The 18094-nt window shown below is 66.2% G+C and carries 12 protein-coding genes; 8 read left to right on the top strand and 4 right to left on the bottom strand.

The features are described from left to right. Nucleotides 1–35 precede the first annotated feature (35 nt). On the bottom strand, nt 36–1349 hold the full coding sequence (locus OHA18_RS42510; protein ID WP_329001099.1) for a tyrosine-type recombinase/integrase: 1314 nt from the start codon (nt 1347–1349) through the stop codon (nt 36–38). Between the two features lie 591 nt (nt 1350–1940). Between OHA18_RS42510 and OHA18_RS42505 the strand changes: the two genes are divergently transcribed. Continuing rightward, on the top strand, nt 1941–5573 hold the full coding sequence (locus tag OHA18_RS42505; protein ID WP_329001098.1) for a hypothetical protein: 3633 nt from the start codon (nt 1941–1943) through the stop codon (nt 5571–5573). Between the two features lie 572 nt (nt 5574–6145). Here OHA18_RS42505 and OHA18_RS42500 read toward each other — a convergent pair. The 3 genes from OHA18_RS42500 to OHA18_RS42490 all read right to left on the bottom strand — a co-directional run bounded on the left by OHA18_RS42500 (nt 6146) and on the right by OHA18_RS42490 (nt 9831). Then, the gene (locus OHA18_RS42500; RefSeq protein ID WP_329001097.1) at nt 6146–6574 is read right to left on the bottom strand and encodes an ASCH domain-containing protein; all 429 of its coding nucleotides are present in this window, start codon (nt 6572–6574) and stop codon (nt 6146–6148) included. Continuing rightward, the gene (locus OHA18_RS42495) at nt 6571–8637 is read right to left on the bottom strand and encodes a GNAT family N-acetyltransferase (RefSeq protein ID WP_329001096.1); all 2067 of its coding nucleotides are present in this window, start codon (nt 8635–8637) and stop codon (nt 6571–6573) included. The genes OHA18_RS42500 and OHA18_RS42495 overlap by 4 nt, the downstream gene beginning before the upstream one ends. A 150-nt stretch (nt 8638–8787) precedes the next feature. Further along, nucleotides 8788–9831: a LacI family DNA-binding transcriptional regulator gene (locus tag OHA18_RS42490; protein ID WP_329001095.1), complete on the bottom strand. Its 1044-nt coding sequence runs from the start codon at nt 9829–9831 to the stop codon at nt 8788–8790. Between the two features lie 248 nt (nt 9832–10079). On the opposite strand from OHA18_RS42490, the gene OHA18_RS42485 reads away from it, so the two are divergent. Genes OHA18_RS42485 through OHA18_RS42455 form a run of 7 tightly spaced genes read left to right on the top strand, consistent with a single transcriptional unit; the run spans nt 10080 to nt 18072 of the window. Further along, nucleotides 10080–11366: an ABC transporter substrate-binding protein gene (locus OHA18_RS42485; RefSeq protein ID WP_329001094.1), complete on the top strand. Its 1287-nt coding sequence runs from the start codon at nt 10080–10082 to the stop codon at nt 11364–11366. After that, nucleotides 11363–12304 carry a carbohydrate ABC transporter permease gene (locus tag OHA18_RS42480; protein WP_329001093.1) on the top strand — a complete coding sequence of 314 codons (942 nt, stop codon included), beginning with the start codon at nt 11363–11365 and terminating at the stop codon, nt 12302–12304. The genes OHA18_RS42485 and OHA18_RS42480 overlap by 4 nt, the downstream gene beginning before the upstream one ends. Then, complete coding sequence (locus tag OHA18_RS42475; RefSeq protein WP_329001092.1) at nt 12291–13172, top strand: carbohydrate ABC transporter permease; 882 nt, start codon at nt 12291–12293, stop codon at nt 13170–13172. The genes OHA18_RS42480 and OHA18_RS42475 overlap by 14 nt, the downstream gene beginning before the upstream one ends. A 23-nt stretch (nt 13173–13195) precedes the next feature. Continuing rightward, nucleotides 13196–13954, top strand: a complete 759-nt coding sequence (locus OHA18_RS42470) for an SDR family NAD(P)-dependent oxidoreductase (protein ID WP_329001091.1) — start codon at nt 13196–13198, stop codon at nt 13952–13954. Beyond that, entirely contained in the window at nt 13942–15609 is a 1668-nt protein-coding gene (locus tag OHA18_RS42465) for a heparinase II/III domain-containing protein (RefSeq protein WP_329001090.1), read from the top strand. The genes OHA18_RS42470 and OHA18_RS42465 overlap by 13 nt, the downstream gene beginning before the upstream one ends. Further along, on the top strand, nt 15602–17506 hold the full coding sequence (locus OHA18_RS42460; RefSeq protein WP_329001089.1) for a hypothetical protein: 1905 nt from the start codon (nt 15602–15604) through the stop codon (nt 17504–17506). The genes OHA18_RS42465 and OHA18_RS42460 overlap by 8 nt, the downstream gene beginning before the upstream one ends. Continuing rightward, nucleotides 17503–18072, top strand: a complete 570-nt coding sequence (locus tag OHA18_RS42455) for a hypothetical protein (RefSeq protein ID WP_329001088.1) — start codon at nt 17503–17505, stop codon at nt 18070–18072. The genes OHA18_RS42460 and OHA18_RS42455 overlap by 4 nt, the downstream gene beginning before the upstream one ends. Nucleotides 18073–18094 lie beyond the last annotated feature (22 nt).

The following is an 18094-nucleotide window of genomic DNA, read 5'->3' as shown; positions in this document are numbered from 1 at the left end:
TCTGTAAGGGATTCCCGGTCCGCCTTGACCTGCCCTCAGACCAGGCCGAGACCTGGGTCGGGCTCGTCGAGATCCGAGCCGTGATCGGCCCTGCTCCGTGACTGCTCCGTCAGCCGAAGAGCAAGCCGCTCCAGCCGACGATCCACCGCCTGCCGAGCACGGTCGTAAGACGACGGCAGCATATGCGTGTACATCTGCAGCGTGAACCCCGGATCGTGGTGACCGAGGTACTCGGAAAGCTCCTTGATGTTGACCCCGTCCGCGAGCGTAATGCTGGCGAAGTAGTGACGTAGCGCGTGCAGCCCGGTCGTACGGTCGGTCTTGAACCGCCGGCGGCCACGGTTGTCCTTGTACGGCGGCGGGATCACGCCGGCCGCTGCAAGCGCAGGCTTCCACAGGAGCTCGTCATGCAGCCGCGCCGTCAGGTGTCGACCGTCTGGCCAGCTGAAGATCAGATCATGCTCCTGGACGTCGCCACCATCCCGCTCCCACGGCAGCGGGATGGTGGTCGTTCCGAAACGCTCGATGTGGATCTTGATCGCCTTCGCGAGCACGGGTGCCATCGGAACGAATCGCTCCTTGTCGTTCTTGGGGAGCGCGAAGACGAACTTCTTTCCAAGTCGCTTCACCTGGCGACGGACTCTGATGAGCATCAGGCTGAAGTCGAAGTCGTCAACTGAGAGCCCGAACATCTCGCCCTGCCGCAATCCGGCTGCCGACGCGATCGTCGGAAGCAACCTGAACCGCTCAGGGTGCGCCTCGACGATGCGCTCCACCGTGTCGTCCGACCAGGCAACGACTTTGGAGAACCGCCTACTCGGCTTCTTGACGATCTTCGACTGACCCGGATTGCGTTTGATCAGCTCGTCCGCCACCGCGAGTTCAAGACAGCCGTTGAGCACCAAGAACGCGCTCCTGGCCGTCGACGGGCCATAGGCACCCATCAGATCTGTCAGCCAAACGGCGACCTCCGACGGCAGGATGCTCTTGACCATCCGCCGCCCGAACACCGGCGCCACATGAAGCCGCCACTTCGACTCGTACTGAATCTCAGTCGCAGGGTCGACCGTCCGTGACCCCATCCACCGCGGCCAGATTTCCTCGAGCCGCACCTTCCCGGCATTCGGATCGAGATAGTCCCCACGATCCCGATCGGTTTCCATCCCATTCGCGTACTGCAGCGCCCGAGCCTTGGTCTCAAAGGCCCGCGATTTCTCCTGCCCCTGCGGATCGGTCCAAACCCCCAACCACCGCTTCCCCCGCCCCCACCGCTTCTCGTCCCGCTCGCGCTTCATACTCCCGTCAGCCTGCGTGACCGCCTTGGTCCACTGATCCTTCGCAAACGCCACCCTCTGCCTCCACGGCCGTCGAACACCACAGACCGTGCTCAACGTTTGAGGTAGCAAGACTTTCTACCGTGGACCTTGCGGCTGGCCGCGCGGATCCGGCACCCCGACCTCAGTGCCATGCCCTCATCCGGACGCCGACGGTGCGCTGGACTCAATAGGCTCGGCTAGGTGTTGGTCGGGTGGCGGAGTGCGTGTTGCGATGACCCTCGCGCCCGACCCGGCGAGTTCACCAGCCGGCACTTGAGACCACATTTGGCAGGAGGGGCGAAAGTGAGGTACGCGGCAACCCTACATCTACCAAGCCTCGAACCCCCGAACCCCCTGATTTCCAGCTGAGGTTGATCACCGTTTGTCGCTGATATCCGAAATCCTTTGTATGTAAGGTCTTTGCGCCCGCGGCAGTACCTGTGTCTTCTCATTTCCGGCTATCCTGTCGCGCTGATTCGGGTGGGTAAAGAGGTGTGCGGGAGAGTCGCAAAGCCCGACTGTTGCACCTCAGGTCCGACCATCTCCATGGTCGCTGCGGGTGATCTCCAGCAGATTCTGTCGGCTTGCGCTAGTCGGCCACAGACCGTTTGATGTCCGCGTAGTGTGGCGGCCACATCGCTACACTCGTGGAGGAATACCTTGGGGAAGAGCAGTCGGGCCAAACGCGAACGACGAGAACGCGACGACGGGCCGGTTGCCCGCTTGGTCGGGGGATTCTCGGCCAGGTCGTTGACCGCTCTGCTGGAGGCAGGTGCGACGTCGCCAACCGCTGCGCACTGCGGACCGTCGATCGCCGCGCTTTGGCACGCGGTGGCATTGCACGGTCGCAACAGCGCTCAAGCGGCGAGCCCGGCAGATCTGGCGGTCCTGGTTACAGCTGTTCGCGCTGCAGTCCCGCGGATCGCCACCGTCGAGGACGCGGCGCCGTACGATGCGCGGGCGGAAGTGCTTGTCCCATGGGGATCTGACCTCTTCCGTGTTGTCCCGGGCTCACTCGAGCGCCCGACGGCGCTCATCAGGCAACACCGATACCTCGCCGCCGTCATCGATCGCGTCCTGATCCCGAAGATCGGCTTCGGCCTGGGCGATGTCGGCGAGCTGATCCTCCGCCGGATCGACCAAGTCGCGACCGCGCTCGAGCCGCACTGGCCCTCTGGTCCCGCGGCCGACGCGGATCATGATCCTGAGGTGAGCGTCGCCGAAATGGCCGCCGTGGCCGACCTGCCGCCGCTGACCGACATGGTGAGGCAGTGCGGCGCGCCAGAGCGCGCCAGGAGCGCGCTGACGCGCTACACGTTCTCGATGAGAGATCTTCCGTTTGATCTCGGTGCGCCGGACGCGGTCTTCGGGACCGCTCTAGCCGTACATAACCGCGGATCTGTCACAGCACTGCCGGCAGCGTTTCTGATCGAGGCGCTTTCAGCGATCGGGTCCGAACTCGCCGAGATGGCGGTCTCGATCGACGCGCGCTGCGACAGCGAGTTCCAGCGGTACGTCGCGGCTCGTACCGCGCGGCTACTGCTAGGAGCCACGCCGCGGGTTCTGGGGCCGTTAGGCGTCGGAGCGGCGACTCCGACGATCCATTCGCTGGTGGAGTTCAACGATCGGCAGGTCCTCGCGTTGGACGTTGCTGCCGGGCTTGTGCCGATGTCGATCCAGCATCGGCTGGACCGTGGTGCCGGCGTCCTTGAGGCAATTCGACCAGGGACACAGCTGTACAAGGGCGACGCGACCTGGCAGGTGCAGCCTGATGCCCGCGTTGCCCGGCTGCAGTTGATCGCCGGGCCGCAGACCATGTCGTTCCTCGGCGCCAGCGGTCCGACGATGCGCCTGGAGGACCTCGAATGGATCCTGCGCTCCTCGCAGGCATCGCCGATCGACCTGTGGTACTTCATCAACGACCTGGGCGGTCCTGAGCGTAGCTTCGCCTGGGACACGATCGATCGCTGGGAGGTCTGGCGAGAGCGCAAGGGTTTCTACCTGGGCGGCGCTCCGCTCTCCTTCATGAGGTTCAGCCCTCACTCGGCGGTGGTTGAGTGGGAGGAAGCGGCGAGGATGGCGCCGCTCGAACGTGCATTGCACCTGCTCAAGCTGCCACCGACAGACGAATGGCCGATCGTCGCGATCGGCGATCGGTCCGGCAACGAGATCGCGGACGTGGCCGAGGACGTGATCTTCCAGATGATCGCCGCCGCAGTTCCGATCGCGGTGTCCAAGGTCGACCCGTCGGCTCCGTCGGAGTACCGCTCGATCCTCTGGAATGTGGCGGCCGGTGCAGCCTGGAAGCTGCAACAGATTCAGGACGTCTTCGTCGGTGCCGCGCGAGCGTCCCGGGTCGCATCACTGCGAGTACTTTTCCAGTTCGTCGATCACGACTCCGGACCTCCGCTGACTCGAGCGAACTACGACGAAGGCGTACTGACGATCGGGTGGGACGGCCGGCTGGAATCCGCGCTGCGGGACGACTCGGGTTCGGTCGAGAACTGCGTGGGTCGCGTCATCGCGGGAATCCTCGATGACTCGGAGCGGGACGAGTTCGTGCGGGCGTGGCAGTCCGCACCGCCCGGCATCCGGACGGACGCGTACTCCGTCGTCCAATCCGCGAGCGCGCTTCCGGAGCCACTTGGCGACCACGAGGCCACCCGAAGCCGTACTCTGCGGCGACTAGGCGAGCATCTCGTCGCCGAGGCGGTCAGCCCGGACACATTCGAGGGGCCAGCGGCCACTAGGTTTGAGAGCCGCACAGTCTTTCCCTGGCTCCTCGATCGGTTCCACGAGAGCCTGGCCGATCTCGACCCCGACACCCTGCTGCCGTTCGCACTGGCCCAGCTCGAACGGATCCACCACCAGCGCTATATGCAGGACCTCCGCTTCCGCTGGAGACGAGGATTCCCGTCCTATGAGGAAGACAAGGACAGCGACTACCGGGAGGCGAACTCTAAGGCGGCGCGCGTTGTAGCACTGATGGTCGAGGAGATTCTCGCTCATCCACCGACGGGGCAGGTGGAGATCGACGATCTGGCCTGGACGGAGGCGCTGTCGATCGCGCAGCTCTGCATCGATTCTTGCTTCCGCAGCGATGCCATCCATCTGCGACTGCGACCCACCTCGATCGAGCTGACCGACAGTTACGAAGTTCGTGTCCGTCACGACGACGGTCCGACCGACATCGACATGAACGCCTACGGTCAGCATCGCGCCCAGGCCACCCGGCCGGCAGGGCTACCGATCACCACCGGCTCCGATGACGGCGGTACCGACGAGCAGACGCCATTCACTCTCGCGTCGATGCCGGAGTTGGCCGACATCGACTCGACCCTTCGTGGCAGCTCTGTATTCGGTCTCGACGCGATCGTGAGCGTACTGAACGTTGCACGGCAGTGGGACGCGGACCCGTCCAGCTCCGCGAGCCTGACCTCCGTCGATGAGCTGACCATGCAGTGCGCCGACCTGGCGGTCGGGGCGAGCCGCGAAGAATGCGCGGCTGCGATCGAGTGGTTGACGCTTCGGGCAACCGATCTCGCCCCTCAGATCCCGCACTGGGAGACAGAGCGTCGGGCGAAGCGGATCCTGACCAGTCCGCTCGTCTGCACTACCGAAGGTCTGTGGGTTCTGCCCTGGCTCGCCGAGTCGACGCTACACATCTTCTTGAACTATCTGGAAGACGGTAGGTTGCCGTGGCCCGATGCGGCGTTACCGACCGGGGTTCCCACGGCCCTGGACCAGTACCGGCAGAAACGAAACCGGGACCTCGAGAAGGAGGTCGTCAAGGCCCTCGACGATGCGTCGTTCGTCGTCAGAGGCGGCGTGAAACCGGAGAAGGGCCGCCACTACGGGTTCACCCGATTGAGCGGGGAGATCGACGCGTTGTGCTTCGATCCAGCCCGGTCCCGGGTGTGGGTCATCGAGGCCAAGGACCTCTACACGCCTTACTCCTACCGACAGGTCCGTCGTCTGTTCGACGACTTCCACCTCCCAGGCAAGTACGTCGACAAGTTGCTGAAGAAGGTTGACGAGATCTCCGCCGCAGCCTCCAGCATCGCGACCAAGCTGGACCTACCCGATCCGACGCGACGCTGGTCGACACACGGACTCATCGTGACCCGCCACGTCGAACCGGGCGCATTCAGCCAGGACGCCCGGGTGCCGTTCTGCACCCTGGAAGACCTCGTGCAGGCCATTGACCAGGACGACGCACCCGAGGCCGGCTTCTACCAGCAAAGGCTCACGCTCTAGGCGAGGTACGAAAGGTCCAAGCCCAAGGATGAAGTGCCGTAATGAGGAGGAGGGTGCGGCGTCGTCGACGGGACGGACCGCCGATGGGTCTTCCGCGATGGACAGTGCACTTTCTCGGCCGCGATGAGATCATCGCGACAGTGCGGTCCCGTTTGGCCGACCTGGATTCCCGTGGCGTCGGCGGCTCGATGCCAGCAGCGGTCCGCTTGCATCGGAAGACCGAGAGCCACGTTCACCGACCGCTCCGCGAATAATCGTCTTGCTCCGAAGCTGCGATTCGAGCGACGTCCGCAAGATCCCGATGCAGGCCCGCGCTCAGGTGAGTGCGCGCAGGCAGTCGCAGCTCGCCGGACCTTACGGGCGCATCCGACTTGCCGGACGCCTGGCAGCCGTCGCTTCTCCGTCCAGTGCCGGATGACGACGGTCGTTCTCCTTTACGGCTGCTGAGCCGTCCGGATGCCTGCCGAGCCTCTCTTGCTACATCCTCACCTGCATCCCCCGCAACGCCATCCGCCCGTTGTTGCGTTCCCGGGGCTACCAGGACTCGAAGGCAAGCGTGTTGCCGCTATCAGTCAGCGTCGCGCCAGGGCGCGGAGTTGATGCGGGTCCGTGGCGTGGAGGTATCGGAAGCTTTGTGGGGGTTGGAAGGGTGCTGAGGCGCGGAGCGTTTGGAGTGTCAGTGGTTGGTCGAGTTCTTTGACGTCGTCGAGTCGGAGTAGGTGTGCCTGCTCTGCTCCGGTGAGGTACTCGGAGAACTCGGCCCATGACAGCGAGAGGGTGTGCCGGTATCGCCGCCACGCGGTGTGGGGGCTCAGGGCAACGACGTCGACGAGGACCGCGGTTCCGACGACGGCCATCGTTGGGGCGCTGGCGTAGAGGACTATGACAGTGCCGGGAGAAGCCTTGACCGGGCGGCGTCTGAGTTCGACTGTCTTGGTGCCGCTGAGGATCGCTTCTGCGAATCGGGGGCGGAGAGAGAGCAGCAATGACCTGTCACTCACTTGGCCATCCCTTCGGTGTATATCGCGGCGAACAACTCGGACGATATACGTCGCGGCCCGGGCGGCGGCGTAGCTGCCTGCCCGCGTGCCGTCGCCAGCTTGCTGAACTGTGAGTACGTGACCTGGCGCGGGAAGATCTCCGTGTTGGTGAATCGCAGGGCCTGGGCTTCGCCGCGTGCGGCCGCCTTGGTGATGTCCGTCAGCGACCAGACGCCCAGGTGCTGGAACCGACTGTGCAACTCGCTTGGTGGGCCGACATGGACGGCGTCCAGTTGCGAGCAGGCGACGATCGCTGCAGCCTGGGCGACAGACTTGCCGCCCTTACTCATGTACCAAAGGATCCGGGCCGGATCCTGGAGCCTTTGGGTACCAGGGCTCCGGTAGTAGACATGTTCGCGGTTCAGGCCCAAGTCGTCGTCTCGTTGCCAGAGCCCGGACGGGACTCCGAGAAGGTCGGAGGAGAACATCTGCCGGATCGGTACCAGGTACGTCGGAAGCTCAGCGTCCACGAGCTTCGCGGGCCACCAGAACTGTTCGAGCTCGGCGGCCGGCCTCGCCGCCATACGTGGCCGAATCGAGCGCGGCGAACGGAGGCCGGCGAGGCGTGCTGCTTTCACGGCCTCATGCTCGATCGTCGTCGCATCGCCGATCGCGTCGATGACAAGCGCAGCCAGGTACTGGTCGTGCTCGCCGAAGCCATCCTCGACGGCAGCGGTGCGCACACTTGTGTGCAGGTGTGACGATTCGAGGAGCAGCACGTTCGCCGTACGCTCGCGGGCCGTATGGCGGAGATCGAACAGCAGTTGGCGTGTGAGTGTGTCTCGGATGTAGGCATTCGTCAGACGCAGCGTCTCGATGTGCAGCACGGACTTGCGCTGCCGGAGTCCATAGTACGCAACCAGGTCGCCGTATGGTCCGAAGACTCCGATTCGTTCGCCGCCCTCGACTGCGAGACGGCGAGCCTCGCCGATCAGGTTTCTTGGCTTCTCGCCGAGAGAGATGTTGGCCAGGCTCTGAACCAGATGATCTTCGCCGGCAGCCAGCAGACGTCGGGTGTACCGGGACCCCTGTAGGTCGATCGGACGGTACGCCTCAGCCCTCGCGAGCTCGTCGATCCAGACCACGACGTCCGCGGGACGAAGAATCCGCATGCCTTGACGCTCGGCCTCTGGTCCGAGTGCAACGGCGAGGTCGGAGTCCATGGTGACGAAGACGTTGAGGCCTCCGGCGATCGCCGTTGAAACATGTTGCAGGTCGAATTCGTCCTGTCGCGTCCGCGGGTAGCCGGGGAATCGTATGACGGCGTCCGTCAGCAGTTGCTCTTGGATCTGTGCCGCACGGTCCGGGTCGCGTGGCGCCCGGGTCAACGACTGCACCTTTTGCAGTAGATCCCCGCGGAGCCGACCTTCGAGCGTCTCGATCTCGGCGTCGAGGCCGGGGGTACGGAAGAGTTGGAGGCGATCCTCGAGGTGGTCCGCGAGCAGGGAACTCGACTCGGAGTGCCCCGGTCGTCCGGGCTCGATCCAGTTGCGCAGGATGTTCATGTCGATGGCTGCTCTGACAAGCACCGCGTCGATGTCGACTGCATAGAGATCTGTGTGGCCGTGGTCAAGCCACCAGTCGGTGAGAAGTCTTCCGTCCTTGCCGCGCCCCGGACGCTCCCCTTGCTGCTCGAAGCCGAGATGGAGCCACATGTCCGCAAGGTTGTAGTCGCGTCTGCAGCGAGCACGGATCCCGTGGTAGTCGTGATGGCGTGAGCTGATCTCCTGGATCAGGTGCCGGGCAACGCCTCGGCCCCTTCTGTCAGGGGATACACAAAGGTGAGTCAATCGAATCTGCCCGCGCACCAAGCCGTAGAGCGCGTAGCCCACGACCATGCCTTCGATGGTGGCGATCAACAGGGTTCCGCTGTCGGCCGCTGCGTAGTAAGCCGCGAACGGAAGGTGCCCCAACGTCGAGCGAGCCGCGTTTCCAAGCTCGATCGCCGCTTGGATGGTTGTCTCGTCGTGCGCGCCAACAGGCGCGACTGTGACTTCCGAACTCGCATCCGGACCATCCACCATGCACGAAAGGTTACGCTCAGTAGCGCGCTATCGCCGCTGCCTCCGCGTGTTTGATCAATGCGGTCAGGCGCCGGCGGACCGAGTAACAGCGATACCGCGAGGCCGTCGAGGCGTGCTACGCCGCCGCTTGAGGGCATCTGAAGGTCGGCTTCAGGACGGTGGTGGCGCGGAGGACTCGCGGATGATTAGTTCGGGGCGGAAGAGGAGAGACTGGCCTTGGGTCGGGCCGGAGTCGTCCAGGCGGGAGCGGAGTTGGGTGAACGCGGCCGCAGCCATCTCGCGCATCGGTTGGCGGACGGTGGTCAGCGTGGGTGCGTACAGGTCGGCGAGCACGATGTCGTCGAACCCGACCACCGAAACGTCCTTGCCCACCTCGAGTCCACCGTCGCGCAGCCCGCGGCACACGCCCAGCGCGCACATGTCGTTGATCGCCACGATCGCCGTCGGCGGATCTTCCAGCGCCAGCAGTTCGGCGGCGGCCGCGCGGCCGAGTTCGGAGGCCTCGACATCCCCGAAGTCGTCCGCGTCGCCCTTGATCGGTGCTCGCACCGACGTCGCCGGGTCGATCCCCGCCGCTTCGAGAGCGGCGGTGAATCCGCGGTAGCGCTCCTTGCGGTTCACGCTGGCCAGCGCGCCGGACACGAAGGCCAGCCGGCTGTGCCCGAGCTCTGTCAGGTGCTGCGTGGCCAGTTGGCTGCCGATCGCGTTGTCGACGCTGATGCTCACTAGCGACGCTGGGTCCCCGGCCTGCGACGTACGGTCGAAGGCGACCAGCTGAAGTCCTCGCTCGACCAGCGGCATCACGTGCTCGAGCGACGGCAGCGACGAGCACAGTACGACGCCGTGCACGCCGTCGGCCCACAGCTCGTCGATGTAGTCGCGCTCGCGCCGGGGGTCGCGCTCGGAGTTGCAGAGCAGCACGTGGTACCCCTCGGCCAGCGCGGCCGACTCCAGGTGGCGTGCGAGCGCGCCCCAGAACGGGTTGCCCACCGAGGGCACGACGAGTCCGATCGTGGTGGTCCGGCCGGTGCGTAGTTGCCGGGCGGCCCGGTTCGGCCGGTAGCCGAGCTTGTCGATCGCGCGCTCGATCCGCTGCCGGGTCTCGGGCAGCATCCGGTGGTTCCGCCCGTTGAGCAGGTTCGACACCGTGCTCGGCGAGACGCCCGCCTCGGTCGCGACCTGCTGGATCGTCACCTCTCCAGTCCTCAATTCACCGCCCACCCGCGCATTCTGTCACCCCATCGTCCTGCCGTCTCGCAGTGCAACGATGCATCAGACGACCGTTAATGTCCAGTAGAACTCGTGAGCATCAACCTCTTGACGTGTCGCGAAATCCCTTCCTAGCATGCGGTGCATCGTTGCACCAGTCGCGCACAGCTGCGCCGCTCCGGCTGGTAGATCGTTGCACCACTCCTCTTCCGCAGCACCACGAAAGGCGCGCCATGGAGTACACCCGCAGATCTGTCCTGACGGCCCTCGGGCTCGGCGCGGTCGCCGCCGCCACCGGGTGCTCCGCGTCGTCCGGCGCCAACCAGGCAGCCACCGACGGACCCGTCGAGGGCGAGATCACGCTGCTGACCCCACTCTTCGAGGGCAGCACCGGCAAGCAGTTGCTGGAGGGCAAGCTGCTTCCCGCGTTCAAGCAGAAGAACCCGAACGTCACGGTCAAGGTCGACTACACGACGTACAACGCCCTGAACGAGAAGCTCACCACCAGCCTGGCCGGCGGTCTGATGCCGGACGTGGTCATGCTCGGGGTCGGCTGGATCCCGCCGTTCGCGCACAAGAAGGTGCTCGCGCCGCTGCCCGACGCGCTGGCCAAGCGGTACGAGTACGAGGACCGGGTGCTGGAGCCGTCCCGGTTCGACGGCAAGCTGTACGCGCTGCCGATGGTCCTGGACACCCGGATCGTCACCTATCGCAAGGATCTGTTCGCCGAGGCCGGCATCAAGGCGCCGCCGAAGGACTGGGCCGAACTGCGGGAGATCTCCAAGGAGCTCGCCCGGCGCGATGGCTCCGGCAAGCTGACCCGGGCCGGGTTCGACCCGTTCTCGATCGATCTGCGGCAGTGCTGGGAGACGTTCCTGTTCGCGAACGACGGCAACCTCTTCGACGAGTCGGGTGAGCAGGTGAAGTTCGACGACGACCGCGGCGTCGAGGCGTTGCAGCTGTTCCTGGACGTGATCAAGGACAAGTCGGCCGACTACTCGTTCAAGTCGTCGGCCGGTCAGCCGAGCACCTTGCAGCAGGGCCGCTCCGCGATGATGATGGCGAACAACTCGCTCTGGGTGCAGCTGAAGCAGCAGACTCCTGAGCTGCTCGAGGAGGACAAGGTCGGCGCGTTCATCCTGGCCAACAAGGTGCCGGCGATGTTGCAGGGCGGGACCCTCGTGTCCCGGTCTGCCTCGACCAAGCACGCCGCCGCGGCCGAGGCGCTCGTCGAGTTCATGGGTACGCCGGAATCCATCTTGCCGACCGCTCAGCAGCGAGGATCGGTGCCCGGCGTACAGAACCTGCGGACGTCGGACTACGTCAAGGACAACGGTTTCGTGAAGCTTGCCCTGGACAACATGAGCAAGGCCCGGTCGGAGGGCGGCACGGCTGCCTGGATGGAGATCCGGGAGAAGATCAAGACCACCCTGGAGACCGCTGTGGTCGGCAAGCGGTCCGCCAAGGAGGCCATCGACGAGCTCGCCGGCCTGAGCAAGGAAGCGATCTCCCGGCTGTGAGCGGCACGATCGTGTCGGAGCGGGTGCGGCCGGCGCCGCCCGCTCCGGTCGCCAAGCCGACCCGCCGGCTGCAACGGAGCCGACGGCGGGCAGGCCTGCTGATGGTCGCACCGGCCGTGTTGCACGCGCTGATCTGGATCGGCATCCCGCTGATCGCCGCGGTCGTGCTGAGCTTCACGTCGTACGACGTGTTGACGCCGCCGCGCTTCGTCGGGCTGGAGAACTTCCGCGACCTGCTGTCGGACGATGTTTTCCGGCGGGCGGTGCTGAACACCAGCATCTACACGTTCTTCACCGTCCCGGTGGCGATGTCGATCGCGTTGCTGATCGCACTGATGCTGAACACCAGGCTGGCCGGCCGGGCGATCTTCCGGACCGCGATCTTCATCCCGCAGGTGACCGCGACGATCGCGGTGGCGCTGGTGTGGCTGTGGATCTACGATCCGCGCAGCGGGCTGGCCAACGCCGTCCTGTCGTTCCTCGGGCTGGACGGGCCGAACTGGTTGTCGTCGACCGATTGGGCGATGCCGGCCGTGATCGTGGTCGGTATCTGGCAGGGCATCGGACTGAAGATGCTGATCTACCTGGCCGCACTGCAGAGCCTGCCGACCGACCTGTACGAGGCGGCCTCGGTGGACGGCGCGTCGAAGGTCCGGCAGTTCTTCAGCCTGACCGTGCCACTGTTGCGACCGGCGACCTTCTTCGTCTTCGTGACCTCGGTGATCGGCGCGTTCCAGTCGTTCGACCAGGTCTACATCCTGACCGACGGCGGCCCGGCGAACAGCACCACGATGATGACGTACGAGATCTACAAGTCCGCGTTCCGGGAGTTCCGGATGGGGTACGCGTGCGCGCAGAGCCTGGTGCTGTTCGCGCTGCTGCTGTTCCTGACTCTGATGAACCGCCGGATCACCGGAGGTGACCGTGGCACCCGTTGACACCGTACGGCGGGTCCGGACCGGCCGGATCGCGCTGTACCTGACCCTGACCGCGATCTCCCTGGTGATGATCGTGCCGTTCGTGTGGATGCTGCTCACCTCGGTGAAGACCCCGGGGGACATCGCCGCCGTACCACCGCGGCTGTTCCCGTCGAAGTGGGCCTTCGGCAACTATGTGGATGCGTTGCACGCCGCACCGTTCGCGACGTACGCGCGGAACAGCCTCGTGATCGCGGCCAGTCATACGCTGCTGAACGTGGTGATCGCGTCGATGGCCGGGTACGCGCTGGCGCGGCTGCGGTTCCGGGGCAGCTCGCTGATCTTCCTCGGGTTCGTCGGCGCGCTGATGATCCCGACGTACACGAAGATCCTGCCGGAGTTCTTGATCGTTCGATTCATGCCGCTGTTCGGCGGCAACGACATCACCGGCCAGGGCGGCACCGGCTGGCTGGACACCTGGTGGGCACTGATCATCCCGGGCGCGGTCAGCCCGTTCTCGGTGTTCCTGTTCCGGCAGTTCTACCTGGACCTGCCGGTCGAGCTCGAGGAAGCGGCCCGGCTGGACGGCCTCGGTGAGCTGGGCATCTACGCACGGATCATGACGCCGCTGGTCAAGTCCGCGTTCATCACCGTCGCGCTGCTCACGTTCGAGGGGTCGTGGAACAACTTCCTCTGGCCGCTGCTGGTGACCAAGAGCGACAGCCTGCGGGTGATCCAGGTCGGGCTGTCGGTGTTCCGGACCGAGAACGACACCCAATGGGCGTTCCTGATGGCCGGGACCACGCTGGCCACCGTGCCGATGGTGGTGCTGTTCCTGATCGGCCAGCGCTACTTCGTCCAAGGTTTCGCGACCGCGGGCATCAAATGACACTCACCGAAGGGAAGCAACCTATGGAACTGCAGGGGACGCGCGCGTTGGTGACCGGTGCCGGGCACGGCATCGGCCGCGGGATCGCGCTCGGTCTGGCCGCCGCCGGAGCGGACGTGGTGGTCCACTACGGCACGTCGGCCGACGCGGCCGCGCAGACCGTCGCCGACATCGAGCAGCTCGGCCGGAAGGCGATCGCGGTCGGTGCCGACGTCACGAGTACGGCGGAGGTCGACCGGCTGCTCGACGAGACGATCGGTTTCCTCGGTGGGCTCGACGTACTCGTGTGCAACGCCGGCCACCTGATCGGCCGGGTCAAGGTTGAGGACATGTCCGACGAGCACTTCCAGCAGGTCGTCGACGTGAACCTCGGCGCGACGTTCCGTACGACGCGGGCGGCGATCCCGCACCTGGCGCAGTCGGCGAACCCGCGGATCGTCACCATGGCCTCGCTCGCCGCACACAACGGCGGTGGGCCGGGATCGGTCGTCTACGCGGCGGCGAAGGCCGGCGTTCGCGGGTTCACGAAGGGCCTGGCCAAGGAGGTTGGACCGCAGGGCATCACGGTCAACTCGGTCGCACCCGGCTACATCGCGGAGACCGCGTTCCACCAGACCTTCTCCACGGCCGAGGCGCAGGCGAACATGGTCACCGGTACGCCGATCGGTCGCGCCGGCCAGGTCGAGGACGTTGCGAACGCGGTCCGCTTCCTCGCGCTGCCGTCGTCGGGTTACCTGACCGGGATCACGATCGACATCGACGGTGGCACGTGGCCCCGCTGACCGGACATCCGCCGACCGAACGCGGTGGCTGGTGGCACGAGTACGTCTGCCCGGCACACGGCGTCGAGCTCGAGCACGTCGGGTTCGAAATCGGTGAGTTTCCGAGTGGCGGCGTACCGTGCGCGCATGGCTGCCGGGTCGACACCCCTGCAGTGCGTGGGGCGTGGACCGTCCTCGCGCATCACTGGTGGGCTCGCCGGATCCGGCTGCTCTCGTACGACGGCGGTGGCGCCGAGCTCCTCACGTTGTACGCGCGGCTGTATCAGAAGCTGACGCGCTCCGGAGAGCACGAGCAGGCGCAGGGGTGGATGCAGCGCGGGCGGCTCTTCCACCAGGCGTTGACCGACGCCGTCTGGGGTGTGCCGATCGCGCACTCGATCGTGAACCTGGCCGGCCGGGCGGAGCTGCACGAGACGCTGCCGATGCTCGACGACATGGTTGCCGGGGCGCGGCTGGCGCGGGACGCGATGGTTGCCCAGGACAAGTTCTCGTCGAACTACACCGCGTGGTTCAACGCATTGGGTACGGCGGCGAGCCAGGCCGCGGCCGCGGTCCGGAGTGAGGCCTGGTCCGGGTCTGGCGAGTGGCTGACCGGCGAACACGGGCAGTTCGCACATCTGGAAGTCGCGACCGGCGAGGACGGTTGGGAGTGGGAAGGCAGCACCTACTACCACGGGTTCGTCCTGCGAGCGTATCTGTTGAGCCTGCGAGACTTCGACCCGGCCGCGGTGCCTGAGCGGCTGGGGCGGATGATCGCGGCGCTGGCGGAGATCGCTACCGACGGCGGGATCCTGCCGGCGCTGCACGACGGCCCGTACCTCCGGATACCGCTCGCCCTGGAGTGGCTGGAGATCGTTGCCCTCGCACGGCAGTTCACGACGGTTGGTCGCTTGGACGCCGTTGCCGCACGAGCTATCGAGGAGGTCGGTCGGGGGTATGACGGCCTCGAGGACAGGCTCGCAGAGTGGTTCGCTGGTCCACCAAGGACCGCTTCGCCGGACCGGCACCTCAGTTCTTCCTATGCGGTGATTCGAGCCAACGGCATTCACGCGATCCTGGACCACGGACCGCACGGTGGTTCGCACGGTCATCACGACAAGCTCGCGCTCTACCTCTACGGCGCGACCACGCCGTGGCAACCCGACCCGGGCCAGGTGCCGTACGGACATGCGGAGTGGCGCCGTCACTACAAGTCTGCCGCCGCGCACCCGACCATCCGGATCGATGGTCTCGAACCGGCCGAGGCGACGGGCGTGGTCACCCAGGACGAGACGTCCGTGACCGCGGAGATCGACGGCTGGTACGACGGCGTACGCGCAACCCGGCAGGTGATTGCCGAAGACAACTACCTCGTCGACATCGTTCGCGTGACCGCGGATCGCGAGCGCGAGATCGTCCTGCAGTTCCGCCCGGATGTCGATCTCACCGTGGAGGTCGGTCCGGACGCGGTGCGCACGATGTGGGTCGGTGACGAGACGTTGTACGGCTATCACCGTGGTGACGGCGTACCGGTGACGCGGCCCGGGCCTGGTCCGGCCGATGATCCGCAGCGGACCAGGACCTGGCTGGACTGGACGGTTGTGGGTACGTCGGCAACCTTTCGTTCCGTCTACTCGACCATGCCGATCGACGCGGAGGCGATGACCGATGTATGACCAGCGCCTCGACGTACTGCGCGATGGCCTCGACGGACGGTACGCCGCGCAGTGGCGGCGACTGCGGGAGCAGTGCGACTGGTACCGCACGCAGACGCCGCCGGCCGAGCACCCGTCGGCGAGCATCACGTACTTCGGTCCGGCTGCCGCGAACCTCGCACTGGCCTACCGACTGACCGGCAACGAGGGCTACCGCGCCGAGGCAGCTCGCTGGATCTCGGCTGCGATCGGGTTCCCGCACTGGGGCAAGGCGCACATGCCCGACCACGACCTCGACGCGGGCTGGTTGCTGCACGGGCTGTCGCTCGCCATGACCTGGCTCGGCGACGACTTTGAGCTCGCCAAGGAACTGCGGGCCAAACTGGAGTTGCAGGGCGCCCGGCTGTACGAGTTCGCGGTGGAGTCCGAGGGCTCCTGGTGGAGTTCGTCGTACTGGCAGAACCACAACTGGATCTGCTACACCGGGCTCGCCGCCGCGGGGTATGCACTCGGCCGGACGGAGTGGACCGAGCGGGCAAAGGCCAACTTCGCGACCGTGATCGAGCTGCTGCCTGCGGACGGGTCCGACATGGAGGGCGTCGTCTACTGGCGGTACGGCGTTCCGTGGCTGGCGACGTACCTGGATCTGCTGCAGGACCAGGAGGGACTGGACTGGTGGGAGCGCTGCGCGTTCCTGGAGAACACGTTTTCCTACCGATTGCAGCAATGCGCGCCGGGATTCGAGGAGAACATCGACCACGGCGACTGCCACGACCGACGGAGCGGTCACAGCGTGGCGCTGTACCGCAAGCTGGCGTCGGCGTACCGGATCGGCGAGGCGCAGTGGCTGGCCGACCTGGTCGCGGATCGCTTCTTCTGGCGGGAGGCGTATGCGAGCGGGGTCAAACCGGGCGTGATGCCCGAGGCGTACCTGGAGATGCTCTGGTACAACGACTCGCTGGCGCCGATCGAGCCCGCTCAACGCACGCCGTTGTCGGCGTACTTCCCGGACCTCGGCCTCGTCACCGCGCGGACGGGATGGGACGACGAGGCAACGATGGTGTCGTTCAAGGCCGCGCCCGGTGGTGGGCATCAGGCGTGGGAGACGTCGCATCGGCTGGACCGCGAGCGCGGCTGGGACACGTTGAGCGCGGGGCATCATCATCCGGACGCGGGATCGTTCGTGCTGACGTCGCGGGGTGCGTTCCTCGCGGTGGACGAGGGGTACAGCAATCGCAAGCGGGCGGGGGACCACAACCTGATCCTGGTGGACGGGTCCGGGTTCGCCGACGAGGATCGGTACCACGTCTACAAGGGTGCACCGTACGAGCGGCAGGCCCGGATGGTCGACGTACTCGCGGCCGACGGGATGGCACACGCGACCGCGCAGATCGCCGCGATGTACCCGGCCGAGCTGGGGATCACGCGGCTGGATCGGACTCTCGTCTTCACTCCTGCCGGGCGGCTGGTCCTGCTTGATCGGTGTGCTGCTGAGGTTCCTCGCGACTGGACCTTTCTGTTGCATGCGGACTGGCCGATCTCGTACGGAGAAGAGATCGCGCTGCGGTCCGGGTCCGCGCAGGCGTGGGTGCGGTTGCACACGCCGTCAAAGGTCGAGTCCGCAGTGACCGAGGTCGAAGCCAACCCGACGTCCAGCACTCCGAGCCTCCGGCTGACCCGCACGATGCACACCCTCCGCGCGACGGCCGAGCACACGCGCACCGCCACGTTCCTGACGACGATCGAGCCCACGTCGTCGCTCCAGCCGGGCCCGGCAACCGCCCGCCCGCTCACCCGCGGCTACGGCATCACCTTCGCGGACGAGACCGTGCTGCTGCCCGACGACGACGGTGTGATCGAAGGACATCCGCAGGCAAAGGCCGTGATCGAGACCGAGAACGGGCGGATCACGGTATGAGCCGCCGGGCGCTCGACTGGCTCGGGTGGATCGCGAGTCCCGCGTTTGCCGGGCTGGCGTTCTCGGTCTTGTGCCTCGGAATCGTGACGTGGTTGCCGGCGTTGGCTGCGGTCGGGTTCGCGCTCAACCGGTGGCGGACAGACGGTGACACTGGTTGCTTCACCGGAGTGTTCGTCGGTTGGCGTCGGTACTGGCGTCCGTTGCTGCCGCACTCCATCGTGATGACGATCGCCGCGCTGCTTGCTGCGAGCAACTTGTCGTTCCTGGCCGGTCGCGCCGGTCCGCTCGTGCTGACGCTGTTCATGATCCACATCGGCCTGATCGCCGTCGCGATCACCTACCACGTCGCGCTCGCCGTCGCCGCCGGACGCGCCCCGTCCGGATCCGCGGCCGAGTGGCGTCGTACGGCGTTTCGGCTCGCGTTCACGTCCGTCCCGCGCGGCACCGCACTGCTCGGGGCTGCCATTGCCGCACCCGTTTTCTCCCTCGTCATCCCGGCCGGGCCACTGTTGCTCGGTGCGACCGTGCCGGTTCTCGTCGGCCTGCTGGTGGCCGATCGCGCGTAGTCCCCAACCGCCCTACAGGAGG

This window comes from Kribbella sp. NBC_00709 (genome assembly GCF_036226565.1).
Lineage (GTDB): Bacteria > Actinomycetota > Actinomycetes > Propionibacteriales > Kribbellaceae > Kribbella.
This window is presented reverse-complemented; position numbering and strand designations above follow the sequence as displayed.